The organism is Sellimonas catena, assembly GCF_027924685.1.
GTDB classification, from domain to species: domain Bacteria; phylum Bacillota; class Clostridia; order Lachnospirales; family Lachnospiraceae; genus Sellimonas; species Sellimonas catena.
This window is the reverse complement of sequence record NZ_BSBO01000040.1, coordinates 1-25,467: the sequence shown is the minus strand read 5'-3', so window position 1 is coordinate 25,467 and position 25,467 is coordinate 1. Positions and strand designations below refer to the sequence as shown.

28 protein-coding genes and 1 pseudogene are annotated in these 25,467 nt (G+C 45.5%); 8 read left to right on the top strand and 21 right to left on the bottom strand.

What is annotated here, in order from left to right; translation table 11 throughout:
* Nucleotides 1–4: 4 nt before the first annotated feature.
* From Selli1_RS15675 to Selli1_RS15590, 18 genes are all read right to left on the bottom strand, one after another.
* Nucleotides 5–2,404 (bottom strand): U32 family peptidase, encoded by a 2,400-nt coding sequence (locus tag Selli1_RS15675; protein WP_087252072.1) that lies wholly within the window; start codon nucleotides 2,402–2,404, stop codon nucleotides 5–7.
* A 49-nt stretch (nucleotides 2,405–2,453) separates the two neighbouring features.
* Entirely contained in the window at nucleotides 2,454–2,867 is a 414-nt protein-coding gene (locus Selli1_RS15670; RefSeq protein WP_281873858.1) for a cell division protein ZapA, read from the bottom strand.
* A 103-nt stretch (nucleotides 2,868–2,970) separates the two neighbouring features.
* Nucleotides 2,971–3,975 (bottom strand): Holliday junction branch migration DNA helicase RuvB, encoded by a 1,005-nt coding sequence (ruvB, locus tag Selli1_RS15665; protein ID WP_281873857.1) that lies wholly within the window; start codon nucleotides 3,973–3,975, stop codon nucleotides 2,971–2,973.
* 62 nt (nucleotides 3,976–4,037) lie between these two features.
* Nucleotides 4,038–4,652 (bottom strand): Holliday junction branch migration protein RuvA, encoded by a 615-nt coding sequence (ruvA, locus tag Selli1_RS15660; RefSeq protein ID WP_087252074.1) that lies wholly within the window; start codon nucleotides 4,650–4,652, stop codon nucleotides 4,038–4,040.
* 17 nt (nucleotides 4,653–4,669) lie between these two features.
* Complete coding sequence (locus Selli1_RS15655) at nucleotides 4,670–5,170, bottom strand: Gx transporter family protein (protein WP_242958881.1); 501 nt, start codon at nucleotides 5,168–5,170, stop codon at nucleotides 4,670–4,672.
* Between the two features lie 12 nt (nucleotides 5,171–5,182).
* Nucleotides 5,183–5,542 (bottom strand): NusG domain II-containing protein, encoded by a 360-nt coding sequence (locus Selli1_RS15650; RefSeq protein WP_087169235.1) that lies wholly within the window; start codon nucleotides 5,540–5,542, stop codon nucleotides 5,183–5,185.
* A gap of 120 nt (nucleotides 5,543–5,662) precedes the next feature.
* Nucleotides 5,663–6,226: a hypothetical protein gene (locus Selli1_RS15645; RefSeq protein ID WP_158099193.1), complete on the bottom strand. Its 564-nt coding sequence runs from the start codon at nucleotides 6,224–6,226 to the stop codon at nucleotides 5,663–5,665.
* Nucleotides 6,227–6,388: 162 nt separating this feature from the next.
* Nucleotides 6,389–6,847, bottom strand: a complete 459-nt coding sequence (locus Selli1_RS15640) for a DUF2752 domain-containing protein (RefSeq protein WP_281873856.1) — start codon at nucleotides 6,845–6,847, stop codon at nucleotides 6,389–6,391.
* A gap of 73 nt (nucleotides 6,848–6,920) precedes the next feature.
* A complete protein-coding gene (locus Selli1_RS15635) occupies nucleotides 6,921–7,706 on the bottom strand; it encodes an RnfABCDGE type electron transport complex subunit B (protein WP_281873855.1) in 786 nt (261 codons plus the stop codon).
* A gap of 16 nt (nucleotides 7,707–7,722) precedes the next feature.
* Nucleotides 7,723–8,298, bottom strand: coding sequence for an electron transport complex subunit RsxA (rsxA, locus tag Selli1_RS15630; RefSeq protein ID WP_087169239.1), 576 nt, complete (start codon nucleotides 8,296–8,298; stop codon nucleotides 7,723–7,725).
* 12 nt (nucleotides 8,299–8,310) lie between these two features.
* Complete coding sequence (gene rsxE / locus Selli1_RS15625; RefSeq protein WP_087252077.1) at nucleotides 8,311–9,012, bottom strand: electron transport complex subunit RsxE; 702 nt, start codon at nucleotides 9,010–9,012, stop codon at nucleotides 8,311–8,313.
* Complete coding sequence (locus Selli1_RS15620) at nucleotides 9,005–9,613, bottom strand: RnfABCDGE type electron transport complex subunit G (RefSeq protein WP_281845649.1); 609 nt, start codon at nucleotides 9,611–9,613, stop codon at nucleotides 9,005–9,007. Before Selli1_RS15620 ends, rsxE begins: the two co-directional genes overlap by 8 nt.
* Entirely contained in the window at nucleotides 9,613–10,554 is a 942-nt protein-coding gene (locus Selli1_RS15615; RefSeq protein ID WP_118635661.1) for an RnfABCDGE type electron transport complex subunit D, read from the bottom strand. The genes Selli1_RS15620 and Selli1_RS15615 overlap by 1 nt, the downstream gene beginning before the upstream one ends.
* A gap of 19 nt (nucleotides 10,555–10,573) precedes the next feature.
* On the bottom strand, nucleotides 10,574–11,893 hold the full coding sequence (rsxC, locus tag Selli1_RS15610; protein ID WP_191434147.1) for an electron transport complex subunit RsxC: 1,320 nt from the start codon (nucleotides 11,891–11,893) through the stop codon (nucleotides 10,574–10,576).
* Nucleotides 11,894–12,011: 118 nt separating this feature from the next.
* A complete protein-coding gene (gene rpsA, locus Selli1_RS15605; protein WP_281845650.1) occupies nucleotides 12,012–13,103 on the bottom strand; it encodes a 30S ribosomal protein S1 in 1,092 nt (363 codons plus the stop codon).
* Nucleotides 13,084–13,992, bottom strand: coding sequence for a 4-hydroxy-3-methylbut-2-enyl diphosphate reductase (gene ispH, locus Selli1_RS15600; RefSeq protein ID WP_087169245.1), 909 nt, complete (start codon nucleotides 13,990–13,992; stop codon nucleotides 13,084–13,086). Before ispH ends, rpsA begins: the two co-directional genes overlap by 20 nt.
* Nucleotides 13,982–14,473 (bottom strand): VanZ family protein, encoded by a 492-nt coding sequence (locus Selli1_RS15595; protein ID WP_281845651.1) that lies wholly within the window; start codon nucleotides 14,471–14,473, stop codon nucleotides 13,982–13,984. Before Selli1_RS15595 ends, ispH begins: the two co-directional genes overlap by 11 nt.
* A 130-nt stretch (nucleotides 14,474–14,603) precedes the next feature.
* On the bottom strand, nucleotides 14,604–15,452 hold the full coding sequence (locus Selli1_RS15590; protein ID WP_281845652.1) for an Rpn family recombination-promoting nuclease/putative transposase: 849 nt from the start codon (nucleotides 15,450–15,452) through the stop codon (nucleotides 14,604–14,606).
* A 360-nt stretch (nucleotides 15,453–15,812) separates the two neighbouring features.
* On the opposite strand from Selli1_RS15590, the pseudogene Selli1_RS15585 reads away from it, so the two are divergent.
* From Selli1_RS15585 to Selli1_RS15555, 7 genes and pseudogenes are all read left to right on the top strand, one after another.
* A pseudogene (locus Selli1_RS15585) lies at nucleotides 15,813–16,199 on the top strand (IS1634 family transposase); the annotation flags it as partial.
* 183 nt (nucleotides 16,200–16,382) lie between these two features.
* Nucleotides 16,383–17,567: a MerR family transcriptional regulator gene (locus Selli1_RS15580; RefSeq protein WP_281845654.1), complete on the top strand. Its 1,185-nt coding sequence runs from the start codon at nucleotides 16,383–16,385 to the stop codon at nucleotides 17,565–17,567.
* A gap of 114 nt (nucleotides 17,568–17,681) precedes the next feature.
* The gene (gene rfbA, locus Selli1_RS15575) at nucleotides 17,682–18,578 is read left to right on the top strand and encodes a glucose-1-phosphate thymidylyltransferase RfbA (RefSeq protein ID WP_281845655.1); all 897 of its coding nucleotides are present in this window, start codon (nucleotides 17,682–17,684) and stop codon (nucleotides 18,576–18,578) included.
* A 28-nt stretch (nucleotides 18,579–18,606) separates the two neighbouring features.
* On the top strand, nucleotides 18,607–19,626 hold the full coding sequence (rfbB, locus tag Selli1_RS15570) for a dTDP-glucose 4,6-dehydratase (RefSeq protein ID WP_281845656.1): 1,020 nt from the start codon (nucleotides 18,607–18,609) through the stop codon (nucleotides 19,624–19,626).
* 36 nt (nucleotides 19,627–19,662) lie between these two features.
* The gene (gene rfbD, locus Selli1_RS15565) at nucleotides 19,663–20,634 is read left to right on the top strand and encodes a dTDP-4-dehydrorhamnose reductase (RefSeq protein ID WP_281845657.1); all 972 of its coding nucleotides are present in this window, start codon (nucleotides 19,663–19,665) and stop codon (nucleotides 20,632–20,634) included.
* 70 nt (nucleotides 20,635–20,704) lie between these two features.
* Nucleotides 20,705–21,313 (top strand): dTDP-4-dehydrorhamnose 3,5-epimerase, encoded by a 609-nt coding sequence (gene rfbC / locus Selli1_RS15560; RefSeq protein ID WP_281845658.1) that lies wholly within the window; start codon nucleotides 20,705–20,707, stop codon nucleotides 21,311–21,313.
* 115 nt (nucleotides 21,314–21,428) lie between these two features.
* Complete coding sequence (locus Selli1_RS15555) at nucleotides 21,429–21,920, top strand: QueT transporter family protein (protein WP_281845659.1); 492 nt, start codon at nucleotides 21,429–21,431, stop codon at nucleotides 21,918–21,920.
* Between the two features lie 20 nt (nucleotides 21,921–21,940).
* Here Selli1_RS15555 and Selli1_RS15550 read toward each other — a convergent pair whose 3' ends face one another.
* The 3 genes from Selli1_RS15550 to Selli1_RS15540 form a co-directional block, all read right to left on the bottom strand.
* Complete coding sequence (locus tag Selli1_RS15550; RefSeq protein WP_281873853.1) at nucleotides 21,941–22,504, bottom strand: VanZ family protein; 564 nt, start codon at nucleotides 22,502–22,504, stop codon at nucleotides 21,941–21,943.
* Between the two features lie 131 nt (nucleotides 22,505–22,635).
* A complete protein-coding gene (locus Selli1_RS15545; protein WP_281845661.1) occupies nucleotides 22,636–22,797 on the bottom strand; it encodes a hypothetical protein in 162 nt (53 codons plus the stop codon).
* A 172-nt stretch (nucleotides 22,798–22,969) separates the two neighbouring features.
* Nucleotides 22,970–24,751: a right-handed parallel beta-helix repeat-containing protein gene (locus Selli1_RS15540; RefSeq protein ID WP_281845662.1), complete on the bottom strand. Its 1,782-nt coding sequence runs from the start codon at nucleotides 24,749–24,751 to the stop codon at nucleotides 22,970–22,972.
* 69 nt (nucleotides 24,752–24,820) lie between these two features.
* On the opposite strand from Selli1_RS15540, the gene Selli1_RS15535 reads away from it, so the two are divergent.
* Entirely contained in the window at nucleotides 24,821–25,363 is a 543-nt protein-coding gene (locus Selli1_RS15535; RefSeq protein WP_281845663.1) for a hypothetical protein, read from the top strand.
* Nucleotides 25,364–25,467 lie beyond the last annotated feature (104 nt).

Genomic DNA, 25,467 nt, shown 5'->3' with positions numbered 1-25,467 from the left:
CCACCTACTTTATTCCCCTTTTAAAATGTCCACGCGTAAAATCATCAAACTGCTCTGCTGCCTGCGGATACCCTCCGTCTCTCAGGAAGCCGTCCCCGTAAAGCCTGATTACTCTCCTTGTCTCATCGGCGTCCTCCAGCGAAAATTCCAGCCGGACATTGTCAATCCCGATCCGTTCGATCTCCGGAAGCAGATCCAGCAGCACAAGCGGCGCCGTATTATAGATAATATTATAACATGTATCACAATAATTTTTTACATAAAATGTCTTCTGATACCGGTCCTTCAGTTTTGTGACAGCTGCTTTTCCATCGCAGTGTCCCGTAGATTTTTTTACGCATCCCGCGCTGATCATCATCGGAGCATATCCGTATACGACCATCTCTTCTTCTCCGGAAACGGTTTCACGAATCTCCTGGCTGTTCAGCTCTAATGATACTGTTGTACCATTTATCCCTGCATTTTTCAAGAATTCTACAGCTTTTTTGTTCAATGTATACAAATGATGGTCCGCCTGAACCTTGTTTTTCCATACTTTTTTTTGCAGATATGACAAAGATTCCAGATTTCTCACGAGCGCACCATCCCACGGGAACGCTTCCAGATCTCCCCAGATTCTGTCGTAGAGCCGTTCGGCCTGTTCTCTGAAAATGTGAGGAAATACAAGATACCATTCGGCTTTCCTTGTTTCAAAAAGTGCCCGGATCTCCGCTCTTCCCGATCCGGACGCAAACAGGTCGGCCGCCAGATGGCTTTCCACGTAGATACGGCCTGCGTCTTCCTCCTGTACCGCTGCAGCTAACTGTTCTCTTGTCTGCACAAGAACAGAAAGCATCCTCGCATGCGGATCCCGGACAGTTGTACCGGTCTCCTTTTTCTCCGGTATCTCCGGACAGGATCTTTCATACTGTCCCAGAATGGCATCTTCCAGCTTCTGTGCCGCCTGTCTGCGAAGCTCATTGACAACCTGCATCGGGAAGAAAATCCCTTCGTCCATCTCAACAGCCATCTTCTCTGTCCGGAACGGAGTATTCCCCATCTTGCCAAGCTGCTTTTCCACTCTCGCCCGGTCCAGCGGCTGCTTTTTCGCCTCTTCCGGAACCATGCCCTCGGCGCTGACCTCGATGCTTCCCATCCTGAGAGTCAGCCTGGACGGCTCTCCGGCACGGAACACTGCCTCCGCCTGCACCGGACGCCGGATATCAGCGGTTTTCAGATGATCCCGGATCTCCCCGATCAGGCTTTCATTCCGGACTCTTGACAGAATCGTTCTCGGCTTCACTGCCGTTCCCTTTGCCACGAGAATCTGGAACTGGCCGCCCTTTTTTACGTCCTGTCCAAGTGTAACATTTTCTTTGGCGGAGATTTCCAGAACATCGCCTTTCTGTACCGCTGCGAGTGCTTTTAACAGAAGGCTTCTTCCCTTCTGCCGCTCCACACAGGCTGCCGGAATCCCGGCGTGATTCGGCCTGTCAGGCGAAATCATCTCCGGGCCGTTCTGCATATGGTAGTAGCCCCTGCAGCTGCCGCCGCGGTTATACAGATCCATCAGTCTCATTTTGTCCTCTTCTGACACCCGGTATCCCTCTCTTCCCTTCTCAAGGAAAAGGTCTGCGTATTTCCGGTACATCCGCGCGGTCTCAGATACATACTCCGGCTTTTTCATCCGTCCTTCAATTTTAAAAGAGTCCACTCCGGCCTCAATCAGATCCGGGATGTCATCCAGAGCCATGATATCCTTCAGGCTCAGAATGCAGGATGGCTTCTTCATTCCTTCCACCTGATATTTCAGACGGCACGGCTGCGCGCACTGTCCCCGGTTGCCGCTCCGCCCACCGAGCATGCTGCTGAACAGGCACTGTCCGGAATAAGAATAGCAGAGCGCGCCGTGGACAAAGCACTCGATCTCCAGCCCGGTCTCCTCTTTCATCTTCCGGATCTCCGAAAGGGAAAGCTCCCTTGCCGGAACAATACGCTCCACACCGTATTTCTTTAAAAATCCTGCTCCGGAAGCCCCTGCCACAGACATCTGGGTGCTCGCATGAAGCGCAAGATCCGGGAAATGCTCCCGGATAAAGGAAAGCGCTCCCAGATCCTGTACCAGAACCGCATCCAGACCGTTTTCATAAAACGGCTTCAAAAACGAAAAGAGACGTTCTTCCATCTCCCGCTCTTTGATCAGTGTGTTGACGGTCAGATACAGCTTCTTTCCGTAAAGGTGTGCCTCCCGGATAGCCCGGATCAATGTCTCCCGGTCAAAATTCCCGGCATACGCTCTGGCTCCAAACAGGTCCCCTCCTGCATAGACTGCATCCGCTCCGGAACGGATCGCCGCCTGAAAGGCTTCATAAGTGCCCGCGGGTGCGAGAATTTCCACTTCTTTATTCTGTTTCTTATTATTCATCTCTTTCTATTCCTGCCTTACTTCGAAAAAAGGCTGTCCTTCGACAGCCCTAATTCTTTCGGTGATTTTTCATTTCTGTTTCCAACTGCACAATCTTCATCTGCAGCTCCTGATTTTCTTCCTTCAGCTTATCCATTGCCCTGTCCGCATTTTCCAGCTTGATCTGCGCTGAGATCAATTCGTGCTTTAAGTCATACATCTCTTTATCTTTCGATTCCATATCAATTTCAAGAGACGAGCCCTGCTCCTTTGCTTTAAAATAATCGTCCGCAATGTTCAGTGCAAGAAGGATGCTTTTTGTGTCGCTGCTCTGCTTTTTGTAGCTTTCATTCTCACTGCATTCTGCAATCTTGTGATTCAGATAATTTGATACTTTCTGAAGATACTCCTCGCTCTCAAAGCCGCTCAGCGTAAATACCCTGCCATCAATGATAACTTCGGTATAATTTTTTGATGCTGCCATAGCCGATGCTTCCTCCTCCTATATGAAGTCTCTGTTATTCATTATAAACGATCTGGTTGGAAAAACCAACCTTTTTCTTTGACATTCTCCGTGGAAGGGAATTTTACTCTTCCTTTCCCACGGAAAATCCAAGATGCTGATATGCAAGAGCCGTAGCCGTCCTCCCTTTCGGAGTCCTCTGAATAAAGCCGTTTTTCAGGAGAAAAGGCTCATATACATCCTCCAGCGTACCGGAATCCTCGCCGATGGCAGCTGCAAGTGTATCCAGTCCTACCGGCCCGCCTCCGAATTTTTCGATCATGGTCGTCAGAATCGTCCGGTCCGCATAATCCAGACCGAACCGGTCCACTTCCAGAAGATCCAGCGCAAAAACCGCTACTTCCTCGGTAATCACACCATTATATTTAACCTGCGCAAAATCCCGCACCCGTTTTAAAAGGCGGTTGGCCAGACGCGGCGTCCCTCTGGAACGTCTCGCAATCTCAAGCGCTCCTTTCGGGTCAATCTCAACTCCGAGCACCTGGGCGGAACGCAGGACAATCGTCTGCAAATCCTCAGCCGTATAAAACTCCAGCCGGTTCACCACACCAAACCGGTCCCGAAGCGGCGCCGTCAGCATTCCTGCTCTCGTCGTCGCCCCCACAAGCGTAAACTTCGGGAGATCCAGACGGATGGATCTTGCCCCTGCTCCTTTTCCGATCACAATATCGATGGCAAAATCCTCCATGGCCGGATACAGCACCTCTTCCACCTGCCGGTTAAGTCTGTGGATCTCATCCACAAACAGCACATCCCGCTCCTGCAGGTTATTCAAAATCGCAGCCATCTCCCCAGGCTTTTCGATCGCCGGACCGGAGGTCACTTTCATATTGACTCCCATCTCATTGGCAATGATCCCTGCAAGAGTCGTCTTTCCCAGCCCCGGAGGTCCGTAAAAGAGCACATGGTCCAGTGCTTCCCCTCTGGCCTTTGCCGCTTCTATATAAATCTTTAACGTTTCTTTCGCCTTTGTCTGTCCGATATAATCTTCCAGATACTGAGGCCGGAGGCTGCCTTCAATCTTCTGGTCTTCCTCCAGTGTTTCTGTCGTAATAATTCGTTTCTTCATGCTTCTCTGCCTTCCGGATAGTTATTTGAATGAACCGCGCCCTTTTGCCCGGCCCTCCTCCATTAAAACAGTGCCATCTGCCGCAGGGCCTGTTTCAGCACATCTTCTACGGTACTGTCCTCATGGATCTCCACGTTTCTGACTGCCTGGAATGCTTCGGTACTTCCATATCCCAGCGCTGTCAGCGCTTCCACTGCCTCGTTCTGAATCCGCCCTGCTCCTTCTTCATTTCCCGGAACAGACGGCGCATCCGTCTCCTGTCCGATGGTATCAGAAAGCTTCAGCTTGTCTTTCAGCTCTAAAATCAACTTTTCCGCTGTCTTCTTTCCGATTCCCTGAGCCTTTGAAATGGCCTTTGCGTCCCCCGCCATCACTGCGAACCGCAGATCATTCGGTGTCATCTGCGTCAGGATGCTGAGACCTCCCTTCGGGCCGATCCCGCTGACCCCGATGATCAGCTTAAAGACCTCCAGTCCGTCCTTTGTCAGGAATCCAAAAAGCTGCATCAGATCTTCTTTCACATGCAGATACGTATGGATCTTCACTTCCTGTCCAGTCTTCGGAAGGCTGGACATGTCACTTCCGGACATGAAAATCCCGTATCCGACGCCTCCTACATCAATAACCACATGGTTCTCGCCAATCTCCGCAAGCTCCCCTCGTATATATGAAATCATCTTTCTTCCTCCGTCAATTAAAACTGGATCCCCCTGATCCTTTTCAGCATTTCCCCGGATGCAAGCCCGATCACAAGTCCTGTAACCAGACCGGAAACCAGAAGCACCGGAACATACGAAAACACGCCATAGGTCTCCACCACAAGGGCCGCTGCCAGAAGCTGCCCGATATTGTGGAACACACCACCGGCAATGCTCACTCCCAGAACACTGACTGATTTCACATGCTTCAATCCCCACATCACAGTCAGACTCAACAGTCCTCCTGCCAGACTGTAAAGAATACTCATCAGATTACCGAACAGAAATCCTGACAGAACCACCCGCACAACGGAAAGGAGATATGCCTCTTTGACAGGCATCCTGTAAAGTGCTATCACAATCACAATATTGGCAAGTCCAAGCTTGACCCCCGGAATCCCGATCTGAAACGGTATCAACGTCTCAATATAACTGAAAATCAATGCCAGCGCCACAAACACTCCAAATGACGCCAGGCCCGCTCCTCTTCTTTCCACACTGCACCTCTTTTACTGCACGACCGCATCCGCTCCGGATGATTCTCCATCTTCAATCGATACAACAACCTCGTGAGGCAGACAAATAATACTTTCTCCATTTCTCGAAATTGCGCTGTGACGGACACAGACCTGATCCGGACAGTCCGCCTTCTCCATACTGGCGCTTCCATTTTCGATAACAAGTGTATTTGTCCCTCCATTGATCTCGATCGTCTGATCTTCATTCAGACTGTATCTGCCCTCCTCTTCGCCGTCTACATAGACGACCGCTTCGCCGCCTCCGCTTCCGGTAAAGGCTCTGTATATTCCAAATGCCGATCCTGCTACAAGCAAAATCAAAAGAATCAAAATGATATCTCCCTTTTTCATGGGGACCTCCTTCTTCCGGTTTATTTTAGCACATCCGCCCCGGCACTGCAACCGTATGTTCGATAGTGAAACCCGCATTGAAAAACGGAGCTTCCGAAATGGCCGCCCCGTTCTCATCTTCTAATATCCGTAATAATAATAGTCACTCATTGTCTCACCGTAGGATACACTTCCGATGATCACCACCAGGATCAGGAAAATAATCAGTAATACAATGAGTACCGCCTCTACTATCAGTGCCGCACGGCAGAAGTTTCTCCTGTGAATATTTCCCTTTCTGGCAAACGCCCAGTAACAGTACAGAATAATCCCTCCGCAGCATGGAATAAATGCCGCCAGCAAAGTCAACAGCCAGTCACCCATTGTCAGCGGCGTCGTATCCCACTCTTCCTGATACTGATTCCCCTGTGTCTGGTACGGCATACCGTCTCTCGTCTGTTCCCCATAAGAATAGGAAATATCTTCCTTCGGAGCCTGAGTTTGTTCCCGCTGTTCCTGATCAGGCGCAGTATATGGCTGTTTCGGCATTGTCTCTTCCTTCATAGGAACCACCTGCTGCTCCTCCGGCTGCTGAGTCACCGGAGCATCACCTGCACCGGTCTGCTCTGTCATTACTTCTTCTGTATTTTCAAAATTATTCTTATTCTCTTCCATGTGTCTGACTACCCCTTTCGCTTGTTTCATTTTATCATGCTTTTTTCGTCAGCACAACAGAAATCCCCGATTTCACAGAATCTGCATAACTTGACGCCCGTATAAGCAGTCTTAGAACGTAGTGCGGAACTGAAGCGAGACAGCGCGACGAGTACGCATGCAGGCGGCAGTTCGGTGTGAGCAGCGTAAACTTTACATGATCCGTCCCAGGGCCTGATAAATCCGGTTCAGCAGATTTCCCGGATAGTAGCTCATAGGAGATTCTCCCGGGAAGTATCGGATCATCCGGTAAATGTAAAATACAAGCATGCCTGCCAGAAGCAGAATCAGCCATTTTTGAAGAGACCGGACCTCTTTTTGAAGCACGTATCTCCGGATTACAAATGCCGTTGCAAGAAACGCAATGCCGTATATAAACGGGTTCAGATACCATGCGTCCGCGAATTCACCCCGAAGGAGACAGAACCCTGCTCTGGAAAGCCCACATCCCGGGCATGGCAGGCCGGTGACCATGACAAAAGGGCAGGAAGAGTAAAAGAAGTTCCACGCAAGAAAAAAGTAAACCGCCAGCACAAGGATAACATACCGGATACTCCAAAGATCCGCTTTTATCATCCTGATGCTTTCCATTAGCCGTTTCTTTCTGCTCATTGATTCTTTCCTCTTCCTGCCCTCACGGGATCAGTGACTCTTTTCCGTCCCGGCTATCGCCAGACCGTAGTCATCAGCTGATAATCTTCTTCGGACATTTTTCCACGCATTTTCCGCAGTTTGTACACTTTTCCGGATCAATGTGTGCCACATTATTTGTAACAGTCACCGCGTCAAATTCGCAGACTTTTTCACACATCTTACATCCGATACATCCTACAGAACATACACTCATTACATCTTTTCCCTTGTCAAGGGAACTGCACTGTACAAGATGTTTCTGCTCATACGGTACAAGCTCAATCAGATGCCGCGGACATGCTGCCACACATTTTCCGCAGGCCTTACATGCTTCCTTATCTACAACCGCGATTCCATCCTGAATATGAATCGCGTCAAACGGACATGCTGCCACGCAGCTTCCTTCTCCAAGACATCCGAATGTACATGCTTTCGGTCCTCCGTTCTGCATCATGTTGACCATGACACAGTCCTTTGTTCCGGTGTACTTATAATTTTCTTTTGCCTTTTCGCATGTACCGGCACATTTCACAAAAGCAACCATCTTTGTCATCTCTCCTGCGTCCTGACCCATGATCGCTCCTACTTTCGCGGCAACCGGCGCGCCCCCTACCGGGCAGGCATTGACCGGAGCCTCTCCTTTGACAATCGCCGCCGCAAGCCCGGAACATCCTGCGTAACCGCAGCCACCACAGTTGTTTCCCGGAAGCACCCCGGTAATTGCCTCTTCACGCTCATCAACTTCCACTGCGAACTGCTTTTCTGCGACTCCCAGGAAGACACCGATGAACAAACCTACACCGCCGACAATCGCGGCAGCAATGAGTATACCTGTCATAATCCATTTTCCTCCCTTAAATCAAACCTGAAAATCCAAAAAACGCAATGGACATCAGCGCTGCCGTAAGCAGAACAATCGGCGTTCCTTTAAATGATTCCGGCACGTCATTATGTTCTGTCTTCTCACGGATTCCTGCCATGATTACGATTGCGATTGTGAATCCGACCGCTGTCGCAAATCCATTTACCACACTGCTTAAAATGTTGTATTCATACTGTACGTTGTTCAAAGCCACACCAAGTACTGCACAGTTTGTAGTGATCAGCGGCAGGTACACACCCAGCGCCTGATAAAGCGACGGCATGGACTTTTTCAGGAACATTTCCACGAACTGTACCAGCGCGGCGATCACAAGAATAAATACAATCGTCTGCAGATATTCGATATTCAACGGCTGCAGGATAAATTCATATACAACACTTGTACAGAAGGATGCGATCGTAATAACGAAAATAACCGCTCCGCCCATACCGGCCGCTGTTTCAATCTTCTTTGATACTCCAAGGAACGGGCAGATTCCAAGGAACTGGCTCAGCACGACGTTATTAACAAGTGCAGAACCTACTGCAATGATAAATAATTCTTTCATCTGTTCCCCCTCCTATTCCTTGTCCTGACCGGAAGAAAGTGAAGAAGCACATCCGCCGCAGGAAGCGCATCCGCCTTCCGCGCAGCCGCCCTGAGGCTTCACAACTTTCTTGCCTTTCTTTTCCATATTGTTCATGATCTTGTTTCTTGTGGCTACCAGCATGGATAACACGATAAACGCGCCCGGCGCCAGGATAAAGATCGTAATCGGTTCATAGGATGACGGCATAATCTGGAAACCGAATACCTGTCCTGCTCCCAGAATTTCTCTTACGATACCGATGCAGGTAAGTCCAAATGTAAATCCAAGTCCCATTCCAAGGCCGTCGAACAGAGATGGAATAATCGGGTTTTTGGACGCGTAGCTTTCCGCACGTCCAAGAATGATACAGTTTACAACGATCAGAGGAATGTAAAGCCCAAGCGAATCATAAAGGCTTGGCACAAATCCCTGAAGAAGGAACTGTACAATCGTTACGAAAGATGCAACGACTACGATAAACGCCGGGATACGGACTGAATCTGGGATAATTTTCCGAAGTGCGGAAATCATCATATTGGACAGTACCAGTACCACCGTTGTGGAGAGTCCCATTCCGATTCCGTTGATGGCGGAAGTCGTTACCGCAAGTGTCGGACACATTCCGAGCATCATGACGAAAGTCGGATTCTCTTTGATAATACCATTATATAAACGTTCGACACATCTATTCATCTGCACTGCCTCCTAACACATTCTGATAATATCCAAGAGATGCATTGACCGCTCCTGTCACCGCTCTGGTAGTGATTGTAGCACCGCTGATGGCATCGATCTGTTCTCCCTCGCCTCCGTCTTTTGAGACATAGAAATGATCGGTCTGCTTGCCGGAATACTGCTCGTAGAATTCCTGTTCGGAAGCTTTCATACCAAGTCCTGCAGTCTCATTGATGGAAAGAATCGCGATTCCGTTTACTGTTCCATCATTCTGGATTCCAACGGACACCTGAATATCCCCGCCGTATCCGTTCGGGTCGGTAGCTGTGATCACGTATCCGATCGTTTCGCCGCCCTGTTTTGCCTCGACTGCTTCATTGATCTCTGCACCGTCATCCACGCCTGCCGCCTTGACAGCTTCCGCCGCCTCTTTGGCATCTACCTCCAGGTCATCAAAGGAATCCGCATCCTCGAATACCTGTTTGTATGCTTCCTGCTTTGCCTCTTCCTGTGCGTTGGCAATCGGAGCCTTTGTAATCTCATATACCGCGCCGAGAGCCACTCCGGAAACAAGTGTGATAATTGTCAGGATAATTGTATTTTTAATAATCTTGTTCATTATTTCTCTCCTCCTTTACCAAATGGTTTTGGAAGAGTAACCTTCTCGATCAGCGGAACAAGGATATTGCCGATGATGATCGCATAGGAAACTCCCTCTGCAGATCCTCCGAAAAGACGGAACAGTCCTGTCAGGATACCAAGAAGGATACCGTAAATAATCTGACCTTTCTTCGTGATCGGGCTTGTCACGTAGTCTGTTGCCATGAACCATGCGCCAAGCATGATACCGCCGCCGCAAAGGTGCGCGGTGATGAAGCTCCAGTCAAATCCGTGGCCGCCGAAAATTGTGATGAAGATCACAAATGTCACAAGATAGGATCCCGGAATTCTCAGATCAATGATTCCTTTCAGAAGAAGGATAATCGCACCGATCATGATCGCGATAACGGATGTCTCACCGATTGTTCCCGGGATCTGACCGATGAACATTTTCATTGTGTCTACGTTGGCAATGGAGCCGTCCGCACGCATGGTTGCAAGCGGAGTTGCTCCGGTTACACCGTCATATGTAAAGGATGTCATTCTTCCTGTGAAAGAAATCAGGAGGAAACATCTTGCAGCAAGAGCCGGGTTCATAAAGTTCTGTCCCAGGCCTCCGAAGAGCTGCTTGACAATCAGAATCGCAAATACGGCTCCCAGAACGCCCATCCACCATGGAGCGGACGCCGGAAGGTTCAGTGCCAGCAGAAGTCCTGTGACTGCCGCACTCATGTCTTTGATTGTCACTTTTTTATGCATCAGCTTCTCATAAAGATACTCCGTAAGCACAGCCGCTGCCACTGTCACCACGACAAGAATCCACGCATTCTGATCACGGAAATTCCAGATTCCAAAAAGGGTTGTCGGCAGAAGCGCGATGATCACCCACAGCATGATATTTTCTGTAGTGTCTTTGGCCCGTATGTGCGGAGATGCCGAAATATTAAACTGTTCGTTCACTTTGTCCACCTCTCACTTTCTACTTTTTCTTCCTGTTCGCCAGAACGGTCTTTCTCATGGAGCTGATCGCCTGCTTCAGCTGCCGTTTTGCCGGGCAGACATAGCTGCAGGAACCACATTCCATACATTCCACACCGAATTCTTTTTCAAATGCCGTCTCGTCATGACGCTCTGCATAATCTGCAAGTCTGGACGGGATCAGACGGCTCGGACATGCGTCAATACATCTGCCGCAGTTGATACATGCTGACGGCTCATACATTGCCACCTCATCCTTTGTCAGGCATAAAATCGATGAAGAAGTTTTCGTGACAGGAACATCCAGAGTAAACATGGCAAATCCCATCATCGGTCCTCCGGAAATCACTTTCTCAGGAGACCCTTTCAATCCGCCTGCCGCCTTGATCAGCTCCTGCTGATTGATGCCAAGCGGAACCTTAAAGTTGCCCGGTTCGGCAATTCCATCTCCACTGACTGTCACAACACGGTCAATGCATGGTCTTCCGTTGACTACCGCATCGTAAATGTGAATGATTGTCTCCACATTGTCTACGACACATCCAACATCCGCCGGAAGCATGGAAGAATTGATGGCTCTTTTTGTCACTGCATAGATCAGCTGGCGCTCACCGCCCTGCGGATATTTGGTCATCAGTCTGACCACTTCCATCCTCGGCTCACCGCTTGTCAGCTGTTCCAGCTTCGCGATACAGTCCGGCTTGTTATCCTCCACCGCAAAGATACCCTTTGCATTATCGAAAAGCTTCAGAATCACGCGCATCCCCTCTACAAGCTCTTCCGGATTTTCCAGCATTCTGCGGTAGTCGGCTGTAATGTACGGCTCACACTCCGCACAGTTTGCAATGACGTATTCGATTTTCTCCGGCTCCTTCGGTGAAAGCTTCACCCTTGTAGGGAATCCGGCACCGCCCATTCCGACAATTCCGGCCTCTGAAATCAGATTCAGAATCTCTTCTTTGGTAATCAGATCCAGCGACCTGGTATTCAGCCTTTCAGCTTCCGTATAGGTCCCGTCATTCTCAATAATAATGGACGAAACCTTTCCCCCGGTCGGTGTAAAGTACGGAGCAATCGCCTTCACCTTTCCGGAAACAGATGAATAGACCGGGGCAGAGACAAACCCTCCGGCCTCTGCAATCTTTTGTCCTTTCAGAACCTGATCTCCGACCTTGACAATCGGGGCTGCCGGAGCACCAATGTGCTGCGAAAGCGGAAAGACCAGATCTCCTTCAGGCAGGACTTCGACAATCGCCTTGTCCTTGGCCAGACTTTTTCCATCATTCGGATGTATTCCACCCTTGAAAGTTAAAAGTCCCATCTTTTTTTCCTCCTCGTTCTTTTTTTAACATATGTAAAAACATGAAAAAATAGAGACTAAAGCAAGTAGCCTCTATTTTTACTCTGCAGCATTTATATATGCATCACAACCGGTAGTACTACTCTGCCTCTGCAACTTCCTCTTTTGCTTCCTCAGCAGCCGGCTCTAACGCTTTCATGCTTAAACTGATCTTCTTTTCTTCTTCGTTTAAATCAACGACTTTCGCTGTGATTTCCTGTCCGACTTTCAGAACGTCTGCAGGTTTCTCAACATGCGCTCTTGAAATCTGAGATACATGAAGGAGTGCGTCAACACCCGGTACCAGCTCTACGAAAGCACCAAAATCTGTCATTCTGGCTACTTTTCCTGTTACGACATTTCCCACTGCATAATCCTCAGCTGCGTGAAGCCATGGATTTGTCTCCGGGAATTTCAAAGATAATGCGATCTTTGTATCGTGAACATCTTTTACAAGTACTTTTACTGTCTCTCCTACATGGAACAGTTTCTTCGGATTATCGACACGTCCCCAGGACATCTCGGAAATATGAAGCAGTCCGTCTACTCCGCCGAGATCGATAAATGCACCGAAATCTGTAATATTCTTTACAACACCTTCTACTGTATCACCTGCATGCAGGTTTGCAAAAATCTCTTTCTGTTTTTCTGCTTTCTCAGCAACAAGAAGATGTCTTCTGTCACCGATGATACGGTTTCTTCTCGGATTGAATTCGCTGATTACAAATTCAATCTCCTGTCCCTGATATTTGCTCAGGTCTTTCTCATATGTATCTGATACAAGACTTGCCGGGATAAATACTCGTGCTTCTTCAACAACAACACTCAGGCCGCCGCCAAGAATCTGTGTAACCGGCGCTTTGAGTACTTCTTTATTTTCGAATGCTTCCCTGAGTCTTTCATTTCCTTTTTCAGCTGCGAGTCTCTTGTAGGTCAGTAATACCTGGCCTTCCCCGTCGTTTACTTTTAAAACTTTCGCTGTCATGGAATCTCCAACAGATACAATGGTTGTCAGGTCTACGTTCGGTTCGTTTGTATATTCGCTTCTGGAAATAATTCCGTCTGCTTTGTATCCGATGTTCAAGATGATCTCATCCGGTTTCACATCGATTACTGTACCTTCTACAACCTCTCCATTGTGTATTGTCTTAAAAGATTCCTCTAACATTTGTTCAAAAGTTAAGTCTGACATTATTTTGAACCTCCTCAATTATATTATTGGGCGTGGATGCCCCTGCTGTAATACCTACTGCTTCCACGGACTTTAACTTTAATTGATTCATATTCAAATCGTCAAGAGTCTGTATGTAGTACGTATTTTCACATGCCTTCTTACATATTTCAAACAATTTCTGGGTATTGGAACTGTGTTTGTCACCGATCACAATCATCGCGTCCACTTCGTTTGCAATATGTTCAGCCTCTGTCTGACGCTCTTTTGTGGCATTGCAGATTGTATTTAAAACACTTATATCATACCTCGTTTTCATAAGAATTTCAACTAAATATTTGAATTTATTGTAATTAAATGTCGTCTGCGAGACAATACAGATTTTATTGTCTGACTCATCTTTTAATTCTGTATTCCCAAGGCAAAATTCCCTTGCTTCCGCCTCACTTTCGATCACGCTCACCCGGTTTCCGGCCCATCCGCGGATCCCTTTCACCTCCGGATGTTCCGGATTTCCAATGATAATAATGTACTTTCCTGCTTCGCTTTCCCGCTTCACAATATCGTGGATTTTTTTCACGAATGGACAGGTCATGTCCGTGTACCCGATGTTATTTTTTTCCAGAATATCATAAACGGTTTTTCCGACTCCGTGAGAACGGATAATGACATGTCCTTCCCGGAGCTCCATCAGCTCTTCTTCTGACCGGAGCACTTTGACCCCTTTCTTTTCCAGATCTTTTACGACCTCTTCATTGTGAATGACCGGACCAAAGGTATAAATATCCGGCACATTTTCTTCGCCGGCGTCCAGCCGTTCCTTTCGCTGCCGGGCCTGCTCGTAAACCGTGTCTACAGCACGTTTTACCCCAAAACAGAACCCCGCCGTTTTTGCGAGTTTAACTTCCATACTCTGTTCTCCTGTTTCTACCTATTATAATAAATCCAGCCAAAGCCGCCAGCAGAATTCCCGCCAGTGCTCCGGATGAATCAATCATCACATCCGTCACCATTCCTGCCCGTCCCGGGACAAAAATCTGATGAAACTCGTCTGTTGCCGCATAAGCTGTACTGATTCCCCACGCAGTCGCAATCATCCGCTTTCTGCCCCATGTGTCCTGACAACGGCATCTCATAAACACAAGAATGCCAAGAATGGCATACTCCGTCGCATGAGCCGTCTTCCTGACCGGATAATTAATTGCCTCTGCAAATGCCTCCTGCTCCTCTTCCGGCCATTCTTCAAAATCTTTTACGAAGATCTGGCCTACCATCCTGCCCACGAAAAGGCTTTCTTTAGAAGACTCGTCGGACGGCTGCGCCGAGAACAAAAAGATCACGACCATCCAGACAGCCACGAGGATTGTCCACATCCGTTTCTTTTCTTTCACACCCTGCTCCCCTTTATGTTTTTCTTCGTGTATTATATCGAAAAGCATATCCGGAAGTCAAGTAATGGGTGCATGGAGACGCTGGTCTGGATTTCAAAAAAATGATGATTTATTATTTATTGATTCCTTTTCAGATTTGGGATTGAATTGTTTCGGTATACTTGTCCAGAATTTTCTGCACTTCCTCTTCGGTCATTTCAAGCTCATCTGCGATCTGTGCGAGGCTCTTCCCCTTTTCCTGCTTTTTCCGAATTAATTCAAGAGTATATTCTTCGCGTCCCTCTGTTCGCCCCTCTGCACGTGCTTCTGCGATTTCTTCCCATTTCTGCATATATTTCACTCCAATCTCTTCATTGGATTTGATCTGCCGCACAGCTTTCTGGATCTTTGTTACCTTTTCGCTATGGAACATTGCTTCCTGCAGTTCATTGGTATTCTCTACATAATTCAGAAATTCAATCAGTTCCGGGCGCACTTCCTCTTTGTTCTTTCCATGTGTATTTAGAAAGATACGTGTTGCTCCATCCTGTATCTCGATTTCTTTGTCTTCTTTACAGAATGATTTTACTGTGTACTGATATCTTCCTTTTCCAAACAAGTCAAAGGGCATAATCATAATGATATACGTATCATTTAATGCATTATAACTCTGCTCTCCCGGAACCAGCAGGGAACTGTCCAGCAATCCCTGATAATACCTGCTTCGCTTTTCTAAGTCATCCCTCCAGTTTTGCTGCATTTCTGTATCATAGATATTTCCTTCTTCATCAACAGAATAGACATCCAGACGGATCGACTTCAGCCATGTGGCTGTCCTGATTTCTTTTTCTGTCTGTTCTTTGGAAAGCAGGCTGATATCCTTCCCTAAAATGATTTCCAGCACCTCTTTGCTGCATTCCTCATCTTCCATCAGCTCAGCAAACAGAAAACGGTCTAACAGCCTCAAATCCTTTAATGGTTTTATTTTGTTTTTCTGCATTTGTTTCTCCTTTTATTGTACATAAATCTCCGGGGTAATTCAATTGATTCGAAGATAAAATTCTCTTTTAACGACCACTTCCCTTTTACACGCACTGCTTTTCCGAGTACAAATCTGTTTTGTAAAATATTAATTTGGAATACTTCCCTGAATCGGGATGAATGAAAAAATGACATCCTGAATGATGTCAGATATTGTTTGTAAGTATACGCCTGAACAGCATTTCTGTCAATAATAAAGAATAGGATTGTAATCTAAAGAATCAGATGATGAATTTCCGGGAGTTTGACAGTTGAATAGAGCAAAAATCCTTTCTGTGCCCATAAAAAGGCACTTTTTTTGTCAATTTTTTCGAATTTAATAGTTAGACAACGCTGGGAAATCGAAGAAAACTTTCGGATCATGAAAACAGAATTCGAAGCACATCCGGTATACGTCTGGAGAGATGACCGTATTAAAGCCCACTTTATGACCTGCTATATCAGCCTTCTTATCTATCGCCTTCTGGATAAAAAGATTGGGGATAACTACACTTCCCACCAGATCATAGAAACATTGCGTTCTATGCAGATGACCCTGCTGAGTGCAGCCAGCGGCTATATTCCCTCCTATCAAAGGACAGAACTGACAGATCGTCTTCACAAAATCTTTGGTTTCCGAACGGATTACGAATTTATCACAAAATCATCTATGCGGACTATCATTAAAGAAACTAAACAAGTAAAACCGGAATCAAAGAAAATATAGCACATATCGTTACAAAAGGGAAAATGGCTACACCCCTCATAAAATTAAGGGTATAGCCATTTTTGCTTTCTTAAACTGTCAAAGACGGGAGTGTATCATAACTTTCTATTAAAAGAAAGACTTCTTAACGATTGCCCCATCCTCAGTTTCATCTTATAATATCAGTATGAAAGGAGTAACACAATGGCAAAAGAAGGTTATTATTCTACCGGAGAGCTGATGAAACTTGCTCACATTACGAAAAAGACAATCCGGTACTATGATGAACACAATATACTAAAACCGTCCTACGTGGATCCCAATACTCGTGCACGTTATTATACGGATGATGATCTGGCCAGGCTTCAGCAGATCCTTCTTTTAAAAGCACTGGGATTCTCTCTGGCAGACATTATGGAGATGACCATTAACGATTCTGACATTCATTTTATGGTTGATTCGTTAAATCTGCAGAAAAAGCTTGTGGAAGACCGGATTGAACAGCTTCAAATCGTATCCCGCACCATTGAGGAAACTACACAGCTTCTCTCCACCCACGAGAATGTCAACTGGAGCAAGATGCTGAATCAGATTCATGATCTCGGGTTGGAAACTACGATGAAAAAACAGTATCAAAATGCATCCAATATTTCTGCACGAATCCATCTCCACGCTCTTTACTCTCATAATTCCCAGGGATGGTTTTCCTGGATCCGCGAGCAATGTCTATTCATGCCCAATATCCGGATTCTGGAAATCGGCTGTGGAGACGGTACGTTCTGGAAAGAGTGTCTTAACTCCATCCCGGCCTCTGTCTCCATCATACTTTCCGACATATCGGACGGTATGCTACGTGATGCAAGGCGTTCACTAGGAACTGAAGACTCCCGTTTTCATTTTCAAAAATTCAACTGCGAGTCTATTCCATATGAAGATGAGTCTTTTGATCTTGTCATTGCCAATCATGTTCTGTTTTACTGTGACAACATCTCCGCTGCCTGCACCGAAATCGCCCGCGTCCTGAAGCCTGACGGTATGTTTCTGTGCAGTACTTACGGAAAGGAACACATGAAAGAAATTTCCCGGCTTGTCACCTCCTTTGATGATCGTATCGTTCTATCTTCCACTAAACTATACGACCGCTTTGGAAAAGAAAACGGAAAGGAAATTCTCACCCCTTATTTTTCAGACATCTGCTGGAAACAATACGAAGACTACCTGACAGTGCCGGATCCCGAACCATTGATCTCATATATACTATCCTGCCACGGTAATCAGAATCAGTTTATTCTGGAACGATACAAAGAATTTGCCGCTTACGTCAAAAAACAGACCTCCCCTTCTTTTCATATAACAAAGGATGCAGGCTGTTTTCTTTGTAAAAAATAAAAAAGTTTCAAAAAAGGCTTGCGGGTGCCCTAGGGGCACCTGTTATGATAAGGTTAACTGGAAATTAATGAGCATAATAACATATAATCTGCATCTTAATTTAAGGAGGTTCATATGAAAGGAATTATTCTTGCAGGCGGATCTGGAACCCGTCTCTATCCACTGACCACAGTAACATCCAAGCAGCTGCTGCCGATCTACGACAAGCCGATGATTTATTATCCGCTTTCCGTTCTGATGAATGCAGGAATCCGTGATATCCTGATCATCTCCACTCCACAGGATACTCCTCGTTTCCAGGAGCTTTTAAAAGATGGAAGTCAGTTTGGTATCCAGCTTTCCTATGCTGTACAGCCAAGCCCGGATGGACTGGCTCAGGCATTTATTATCGGTGCCGACTTTATCGGAGATGACTGTGTAGCTATGGTACTTGGCGACAATATTTTCGCAGGCCATGGTTTGAAAAAACGTCTCACAGCCGCTGTAAAAAATGCAGAATCCGGCAATGGAGCTACTGTTTTCGGATACTATGTTGATGATCCGGAACGCTTCGGTATCGTGGAATTCGACGCAGCCGGAAAAGCTGTTTCCATCGAAGAAAAGCCTGAGCATCCGAAGAGCAATTACTGTGTTACAGGTCTTTACTTCTATGATAACCATGTTGTGGAATATGCCCGTGATTTGAAACCAAGTGCCAGAGGAGAGCTCGAAATCACTGATCTGAACCGCATCTATCTGGAAAAAGGAGCTTTAAATGTGGAACTTCTCGGACAGGGCTTCACATGGCTTGATACCGGTACACATGAGAGTCTCGTGGATGCCACAAATTTTGTCAAGACGATGGAAACACATCAGCACCGTAAAATCGGCTGTCTGGAAGAGATTGCTTATCTGAATGGCTGGATTACAAAAGAAGATGTACTGAAAGTATATGAAGTATTAAAGAAAAACCAATACGGTCAGTATCTGAAAGACGTACTGGATGGAAAATATTTAGACGCACTGCGTTAAAACAGAATTATCAGGAGGAATTTCTATTATGAACATTATTGTAACCGGAGGAGCCGGATTTATTGGTTCCAATTTTATCTTTCACATGTTAAACAAATACCCGGATTATCGGATCATCTGTCTGGACTGTCTGACTTATGCAGGCAACCTTTCCACACTTGCTCCGGTCATGGACAATCCGAATTTCCGCTTTGTAAAGGAAAGCATCACAGACCGTGAAGCTGTCTATAAACTTTTTGAAGAGGAACACCCTGATATGGTAGTCAATTTCGCTGCTGAAAGCCACGTTGACCGTTCCATTGAAAATCCTCAGGTATTCCTGGAAACAAACATCATCGGTACTTCTGTTCTCATGGACGCATGCCGCAAATACGGTATCAAGAGATATCATCAGGTTTCCACAGATGAGGTATACGGAGATCTTCCGCTTGATCGTCCTGATCTGTTCTTTACAGAAGAAACACCGATCCACACAAGCAGCCCTTACAGCTCCTCCAAAGCTTCTGCAGACCTGCTTGTACTTGCTTACCACCGTACTTACGGACTGCCGGTTTCTATCAGCCGCTGCTCCAATAACTACGGTCCATACCATTTCCCGGAAAAGCTGATTCCGCTTATGATTATCAATGCGCTTCATGATAAACCGCTTCCGGTTTATGGCGAGGGAATTAATGTTCGTGACTGGCTGTATGTGGAAGACCACTGCAAGGCAATCGACCTGATTATCCACAAAGGACGTGTCGGTGAAGTCTACAATGTCGGCGGACACAATGAAATGAGAAATATTGATATTGTAAAAATTATCTGTAAAGCACTTGGAAAACCGGAAAGTCTGATCACTTATGTGACTGATCGTAAGGGACACGATATGCGTTATGCGATCGATCCTACGAAAATCCACGAAGAACTCGGATGGCTTCCGGAGACAAAATTTGAAGACGGTATCCAGAAAACCATCAAATGGTATCTCGAGAACAAAGAATGGTGGGAAACAATTGTTTCCGGTGAATACCAGAACTACTATGAAGAAATGTACGGAAACCGTTAGGCTGCCGTCAGAAAGATCAGGAAGGAGTCAGTCATCATGAAAGTATTTGTAACCGGTGTGGCCGGCCAGCTCGGCCATGATGTCATCAACGAACTGACAGAGCGCACCAACAATCATGCAGGGACTTACACCTGCATCGGTTCCGACCTTGCTCCGGAATACAATGGAGCACAGGACGGTACTGCTGTCACAAAAGCACCGTATGTCTCTTTGGATATCACAGATGAAGAGGCTGTAGAGCGCGTCCTTCTGGAGAACGCTCCGGACGTGGTTGTACACTGCGCAGCCTGGACCGCTGTGGATCTTGCTGAAGATATGGAAGATAAAGTACGCCAGGTCAATACCATCGGAACGGAAAATATTGTTAAAGCGGTAAAGAAGCTCGACGCCTCCAAACCGGAAGATTGTAAGATGGTTTATCTGTCTACCGACTATGTCTTTGACGGACAGGGAACAAAACCGTGGGAGGCGGACTGCAAAGATTACGCCCCGCTTAATATTTACGGACAGACAAAACTTGAAGGAGAACTTGCGGTATCCGGTCAGCTGGAGAAATATTTCATCGTCCGCATTGCATGGGTTTTCGGACAAAATGGAAAGAACTTTATCAAGACAATGTTGAATGTGGGCAAAACACACGACAAGCTCACTGTAGTCAACGATCAGATCGGAACACCAACCTACACTTACGACCTTGCAAAGCTTCTGGCAGACATGATTGAAACAAACAAGTACGGCTACTATCACGCAACCAATGAGGGCGGATACATCAGCTGGTATGACTTTGCTGTAGAAATCTTCCGCCAGGCAGCCGAACTTGGCCATCCGGAATACGATGCGGAGCATCTCACCGTCCTTCCTGTTACCACGGAAGAATACGGTATTTCCAAAGCCAGCAGACCGTTCAACAGCCGCCTGGACAAATCCAAGCTGGTTCAGAACGGATTTATGCCGCTGCCGGACTGGAAAGATGCCCTCCACCGTTATCTGACGGAACTTGACTTTTAAAAACAGCAACAGATTATTACCTAAAACACCAGATTAAAAATGACATTTTATGAAAGGAGAATCCACAACAATGGGACAGATTACCGTTGAAAAAAATGTTGGCGGAATTGAAGGCCTCTGCGTCATCACTCCTGCCGTTCACGGAGATAAACGTGGATATTTTATGGAAACTTATAATCAGAGAGATATGGAGGAAGCAGGATTAAACCTGAATTTTGTGCAGGATAACCAGTCCAGCTCCACAAAAGGAGTGCTTCGCGGTCTTCACTTTCAAAAACAATATCCTCAAGGCAAGCTTGTTCGAGCAATTCGTGGCTCTGTTTTTGATGTGGCCGTAGATTTAAGAAAGCACTCAAAGACATATGGGAAATGGTTTGGCGTAGAACTGACAGAAGAAAATAAGAAACAGTTCTACATTCCAGAAGGATTTGCTCACGGATTTCTTGTACTTTCTGATATTGCAGAATTCTGTTACAAATGCACCGACTTCTATCACCCTGGTGATGAAGGCGGTATAGCATGGAATGATCCGGAAATCGGGATTACATGGCCAGAAGTTCAGGGAGAATATGATGGGACCGCATCAGCTAAGGGATATACTCTGTCGGACAGCACCCCTCTGAATCTCAGTGAAAAAGACCAGAATTGGGGCGGACTTAAAGACGCTTTCCAGTTCTAATTGTTTCCCCGCCACATCGGAATAAAACGATAAAAACCAGGGGCACTCGGCAACAAGAATTCTACGTTATTGCTTCAGTGTTCCTGGTTTTATATTAAACTATTTGGGAGGAAATATGAATCAAAAGAAAACTCGATTAATTGCATATTCGGCTATGATTGCCGCTATCTATGTCATCCTAACATGGCTTTTCGCACCGATCGGTTTTGGAGAAGTCCAGATCCGTATTTCAGAAGCTCTGACAATTCTGCCGGCATTTACTCCTGCTGCCGTTCCCGGACTTTTCATCGGCTGCCTAATAGGGAATCTGCTCGGCGGTGCAATTCTTCCTGATATCATTTTCGGAAGTCTTGCAACATTAATCGGAGCACTTTTTGTATATCTGCTACGAAAAAGCTCTCCTTTTCTTCTTCCACTGGCACCCATACTTTCCAATACTTTGATTGTACCCTTTGTTTTATATTACGGATATGGTGTAAATCTTCCGATCCCTCTTCTGATGCTTTCCATTGCGGCAGGAGAATTTGTTAGCTGTGGCATCCTTGGAATGATTCTTTACCGTGCTTTATCCAAATATCGAAATACGCTTTTCCGCACGGATAACTAAATCTTAAGGCGAAGTACTTCTTATTCTTTCCTTCGCCTTCTCATACTTCTTAACACATGGAACACACACCACCCTGCTATTGCTCCAAATACATTGTTAAAGATATCATCGAATTCGAAAAGACCGATCCGGAAGACAAGCTGACTCACCTCGATACAACTGCTGACAGCCAGCGCAAACAGAAAAGCAGACCATAATGGACATTTTTGAAAAGCATCTGTCAGTATAAAGCCCAGCGGGAAAAACAATACAATGTTATTGAGAATTTCAATCCCATATGCTACATTCGATTCCAGAATCCATTTTTTATATGACCAGAGCAGCTCCAATTCGTATGTATGCGACTCTCCCTGTTCCCGAAACAGCAAAGTAAAATAAGCAATTGCAAGAATTTCAACAATCAGGCAGACTACCGACACCGGTTGACGGAGAATCCTGAAAAAGCGAATATTCAGCCAATGCATAAACAAAATATACAGAAACACAAAACATACTAAAAACCCTATCAGATAACGATATTCTATTATATAAAGTTTGAGGAACCAAATAACTTTTCCCAATAGCTCCTGAAATAATTCCTGCATTTTATCCCTTCTTTTTATTCCATATATTATATAAACCGCATTAAATTATCATTTCATTATGATATACCGATCATATGCAGGAATCAAGGTATAAATCCAGAATATTCCTTTAAATCTTTGTGAAAGTCCGTTTATTCTTCAAGATCTTTACCATTCTTATTTTTCCATGCATTTCGTTCCCTGTACTTTTCCATAAGTTCATCCTCCCTTGAAGCTACAATCATACAGCAGTAAAGCATAAAATTAATCGCTGCTGCTATAAGTACTCCTCCAACAACCATAAGCTGTTTCATTTTATTCTTCCTCCTTTTTTCTTATGATTGACAAACTCACGTGTTTTTATCCACACAAACTAATTTTTTTAATCACCGGAAGGGTCTGAAGAGCAGATTCAGAATTATAAGCAGTCGCCATAACAAAAAATCAGAGGAATCCATTTTTAAATGAATTCCCCTGATTCTTTTGTTATTTGATTGCTGTAAATTTTTCAATTGCTTTTTTGGCCGGCACAAATTTTTCTACAATTACTTTTGTAACATTTGTTCTGACCGGATCTGCTTTACCATTGTCAACAGATATTTCACAATAGAAATAACATTCTCCTTCACTGCAATCTCCTAATTTCAGGATATTTCCTTGTGCTCCTTGATTTTCCGCTATCACAACAGCTCCATTTCCTTCTTTATCCTGAGCCTGATACCATGTGTATACAAGATTTCCTGCTTCTGCCGGACTGATTTCAGCTTCGACAGTCAGGATCAGTTCTTTTCCTGTCATAATCGTATGTTCTTCCGGCAGATTTTTCGTAATCTGAATATTTGTCGGATTTCCATAGAAGACCTCAGTTCCTACAGAATATACAGGAAGAGTTCCATTGCTGATGTATAACACTTCAGTTGCTGCCTGTGCCTGTTCCTTCGTATCTGCATTGGCAAACTTCGCACCTGCAGAAGTATATCCTTCTATCCATACAGGAATTTTACTTGTTTCAGTTCCGTAAGAGGAAGTTTTAATATTCATCATCTTTCCTCTTGCCAGAGAAATCATATCATTCATCCGGATCGGACCTGTCAGATTCAACGTACCATTTGCAACACGAATAGCCGATCTGTTGGAAACAACATAAGTAGATCCAAGGTTTACCGTACCGCTTCCACTCATAAATACTGCGCTTCCGTCGCTGACTGCATAGTTATTGCGGATTGTTCCACCCTGTAACTCTGCTTTTCCATTCGCAAGCCAGATCGCACCGCCTGATCCAGGCGTTCTGTTATTTTCAATAACTGCGCCTTCTGTCTCCCCTTCAGATACTTTCATCGTAATGGTACTGTTATGATCCATACAGAATGCTGCACCGGATGTTCCTGCCGAGTTTCCGGCAACCTGACCGTTTATCAGAACAACAGATGCTGAATGGAAGGCAATCACTGCTCCACCATATTTGCTTGTATGGTTGTTAACAATCTTTCCGCCATTTAGCTTCAGAGTCGATCCATCTTCCACACATACAGCTCCTCCGGCCTCTGCATATTCTTTCTGGTTTACATTATTCTGAAGTGAAGTTCCATCCAACAATTCCAGTTCACCGCCCATAATTCGGACAATTGCTCCATTGGCTGCAATTCCACTATTGGATGTTCCTCTGTTCAGAATATCGTTGACATTTCCGGTCCAGACTGCTCCACCATCAAGTGTCATCTGATGAATTTTGACCTTTGCTCCCGAAAGAGTAATCATTGCACTGTTTTTGCTTGCTTCTGTACGTTTTAATGTATTACCTTTTCCTTCCAGCACAAGGTTTTTATTAATTGTAATATTCTGCTGTAACTCAGCGTCCTTAATCAGATAAACAGTGTCACCGGAATTTGCATTTTCAACAGCTTCGTTCAGAGTTGCATACGCTTTATTTCCGATACGTGCAACATAATCACCGAATTCGATCTTAATCAGATCACTCTTGACTGATACCGCCGTATCAGAATTTCCGTTTGCATCATTATTCGTAACCTTTACCTGATAGTAACCGGTTTGACCCTGGTCAAGATACAGAGTTTCAGATGTTTCTCCTTCGATTTTTTTCGGAGTACCATCCTGAGATTCAGTGAAGTACCACTGATAGGATAAAGTACCGGCATCGGAAACAGTTGCTGTAACTTTCAGAGGTTCCGCTGCTTCAGATTTATCATAAACCGTATCTTCCGAAATACTGTCAATCACCGGTTTTGCCGGTGTCACTGTCAGTTCCATAACTACTATCTGGATTCTACCTCTTCATCTGGACTTCCAAATCTGGAAAACGGCGCCATCGCAAAATCATTGGCAGAAATCGAAAACGGTTCTGTCACCTATCTTCTGAATGGTGAAAGTTCTGCAAATCCGATCTGGAAACAGACGATAGGAATCGGCTCTGCACCTGGATTCCAGTCATCAGATACCGTATACGCTTCCTATACATCGGAAAATGAAGAACCCACTTACACAAACACAAAACCGGAGCACAGTGAGGCGGATCATAAATATGACGAAACCGGAACATGTAAAATCTGTGGACATCATTCCGTCAAGGCTGTCGGACATTCTCTGACATTAGACGGAAGTATCGGTGTAAACTTCTATTATTATATCGATCATAAGTATCGTGATATTGATTCCAATTATACTGTAGAATTTGAATTTACTGTAAACGGAAAAACATCAACCGTTCCGTATAATGCAAACAAGTCCCTTCAGATTGATGGAGAAAGTGCTTTCGGCTTTACTGCTTCCATTGATTCCGATGAAATGACATTCCCGATCACTTCCGAGTTGAAAGTAAAAAAAGACGGAAAGGTAATATACTCAAACTTCGCACTTGAATAAGTGCCTATGCACCTTGAAAATTCAATAAGTTCTGGCAATAAAATAGCATGAAACCATCTGGTTTGATATAATTGAATTGACCAAAAAACAATTAAAACCGGAGG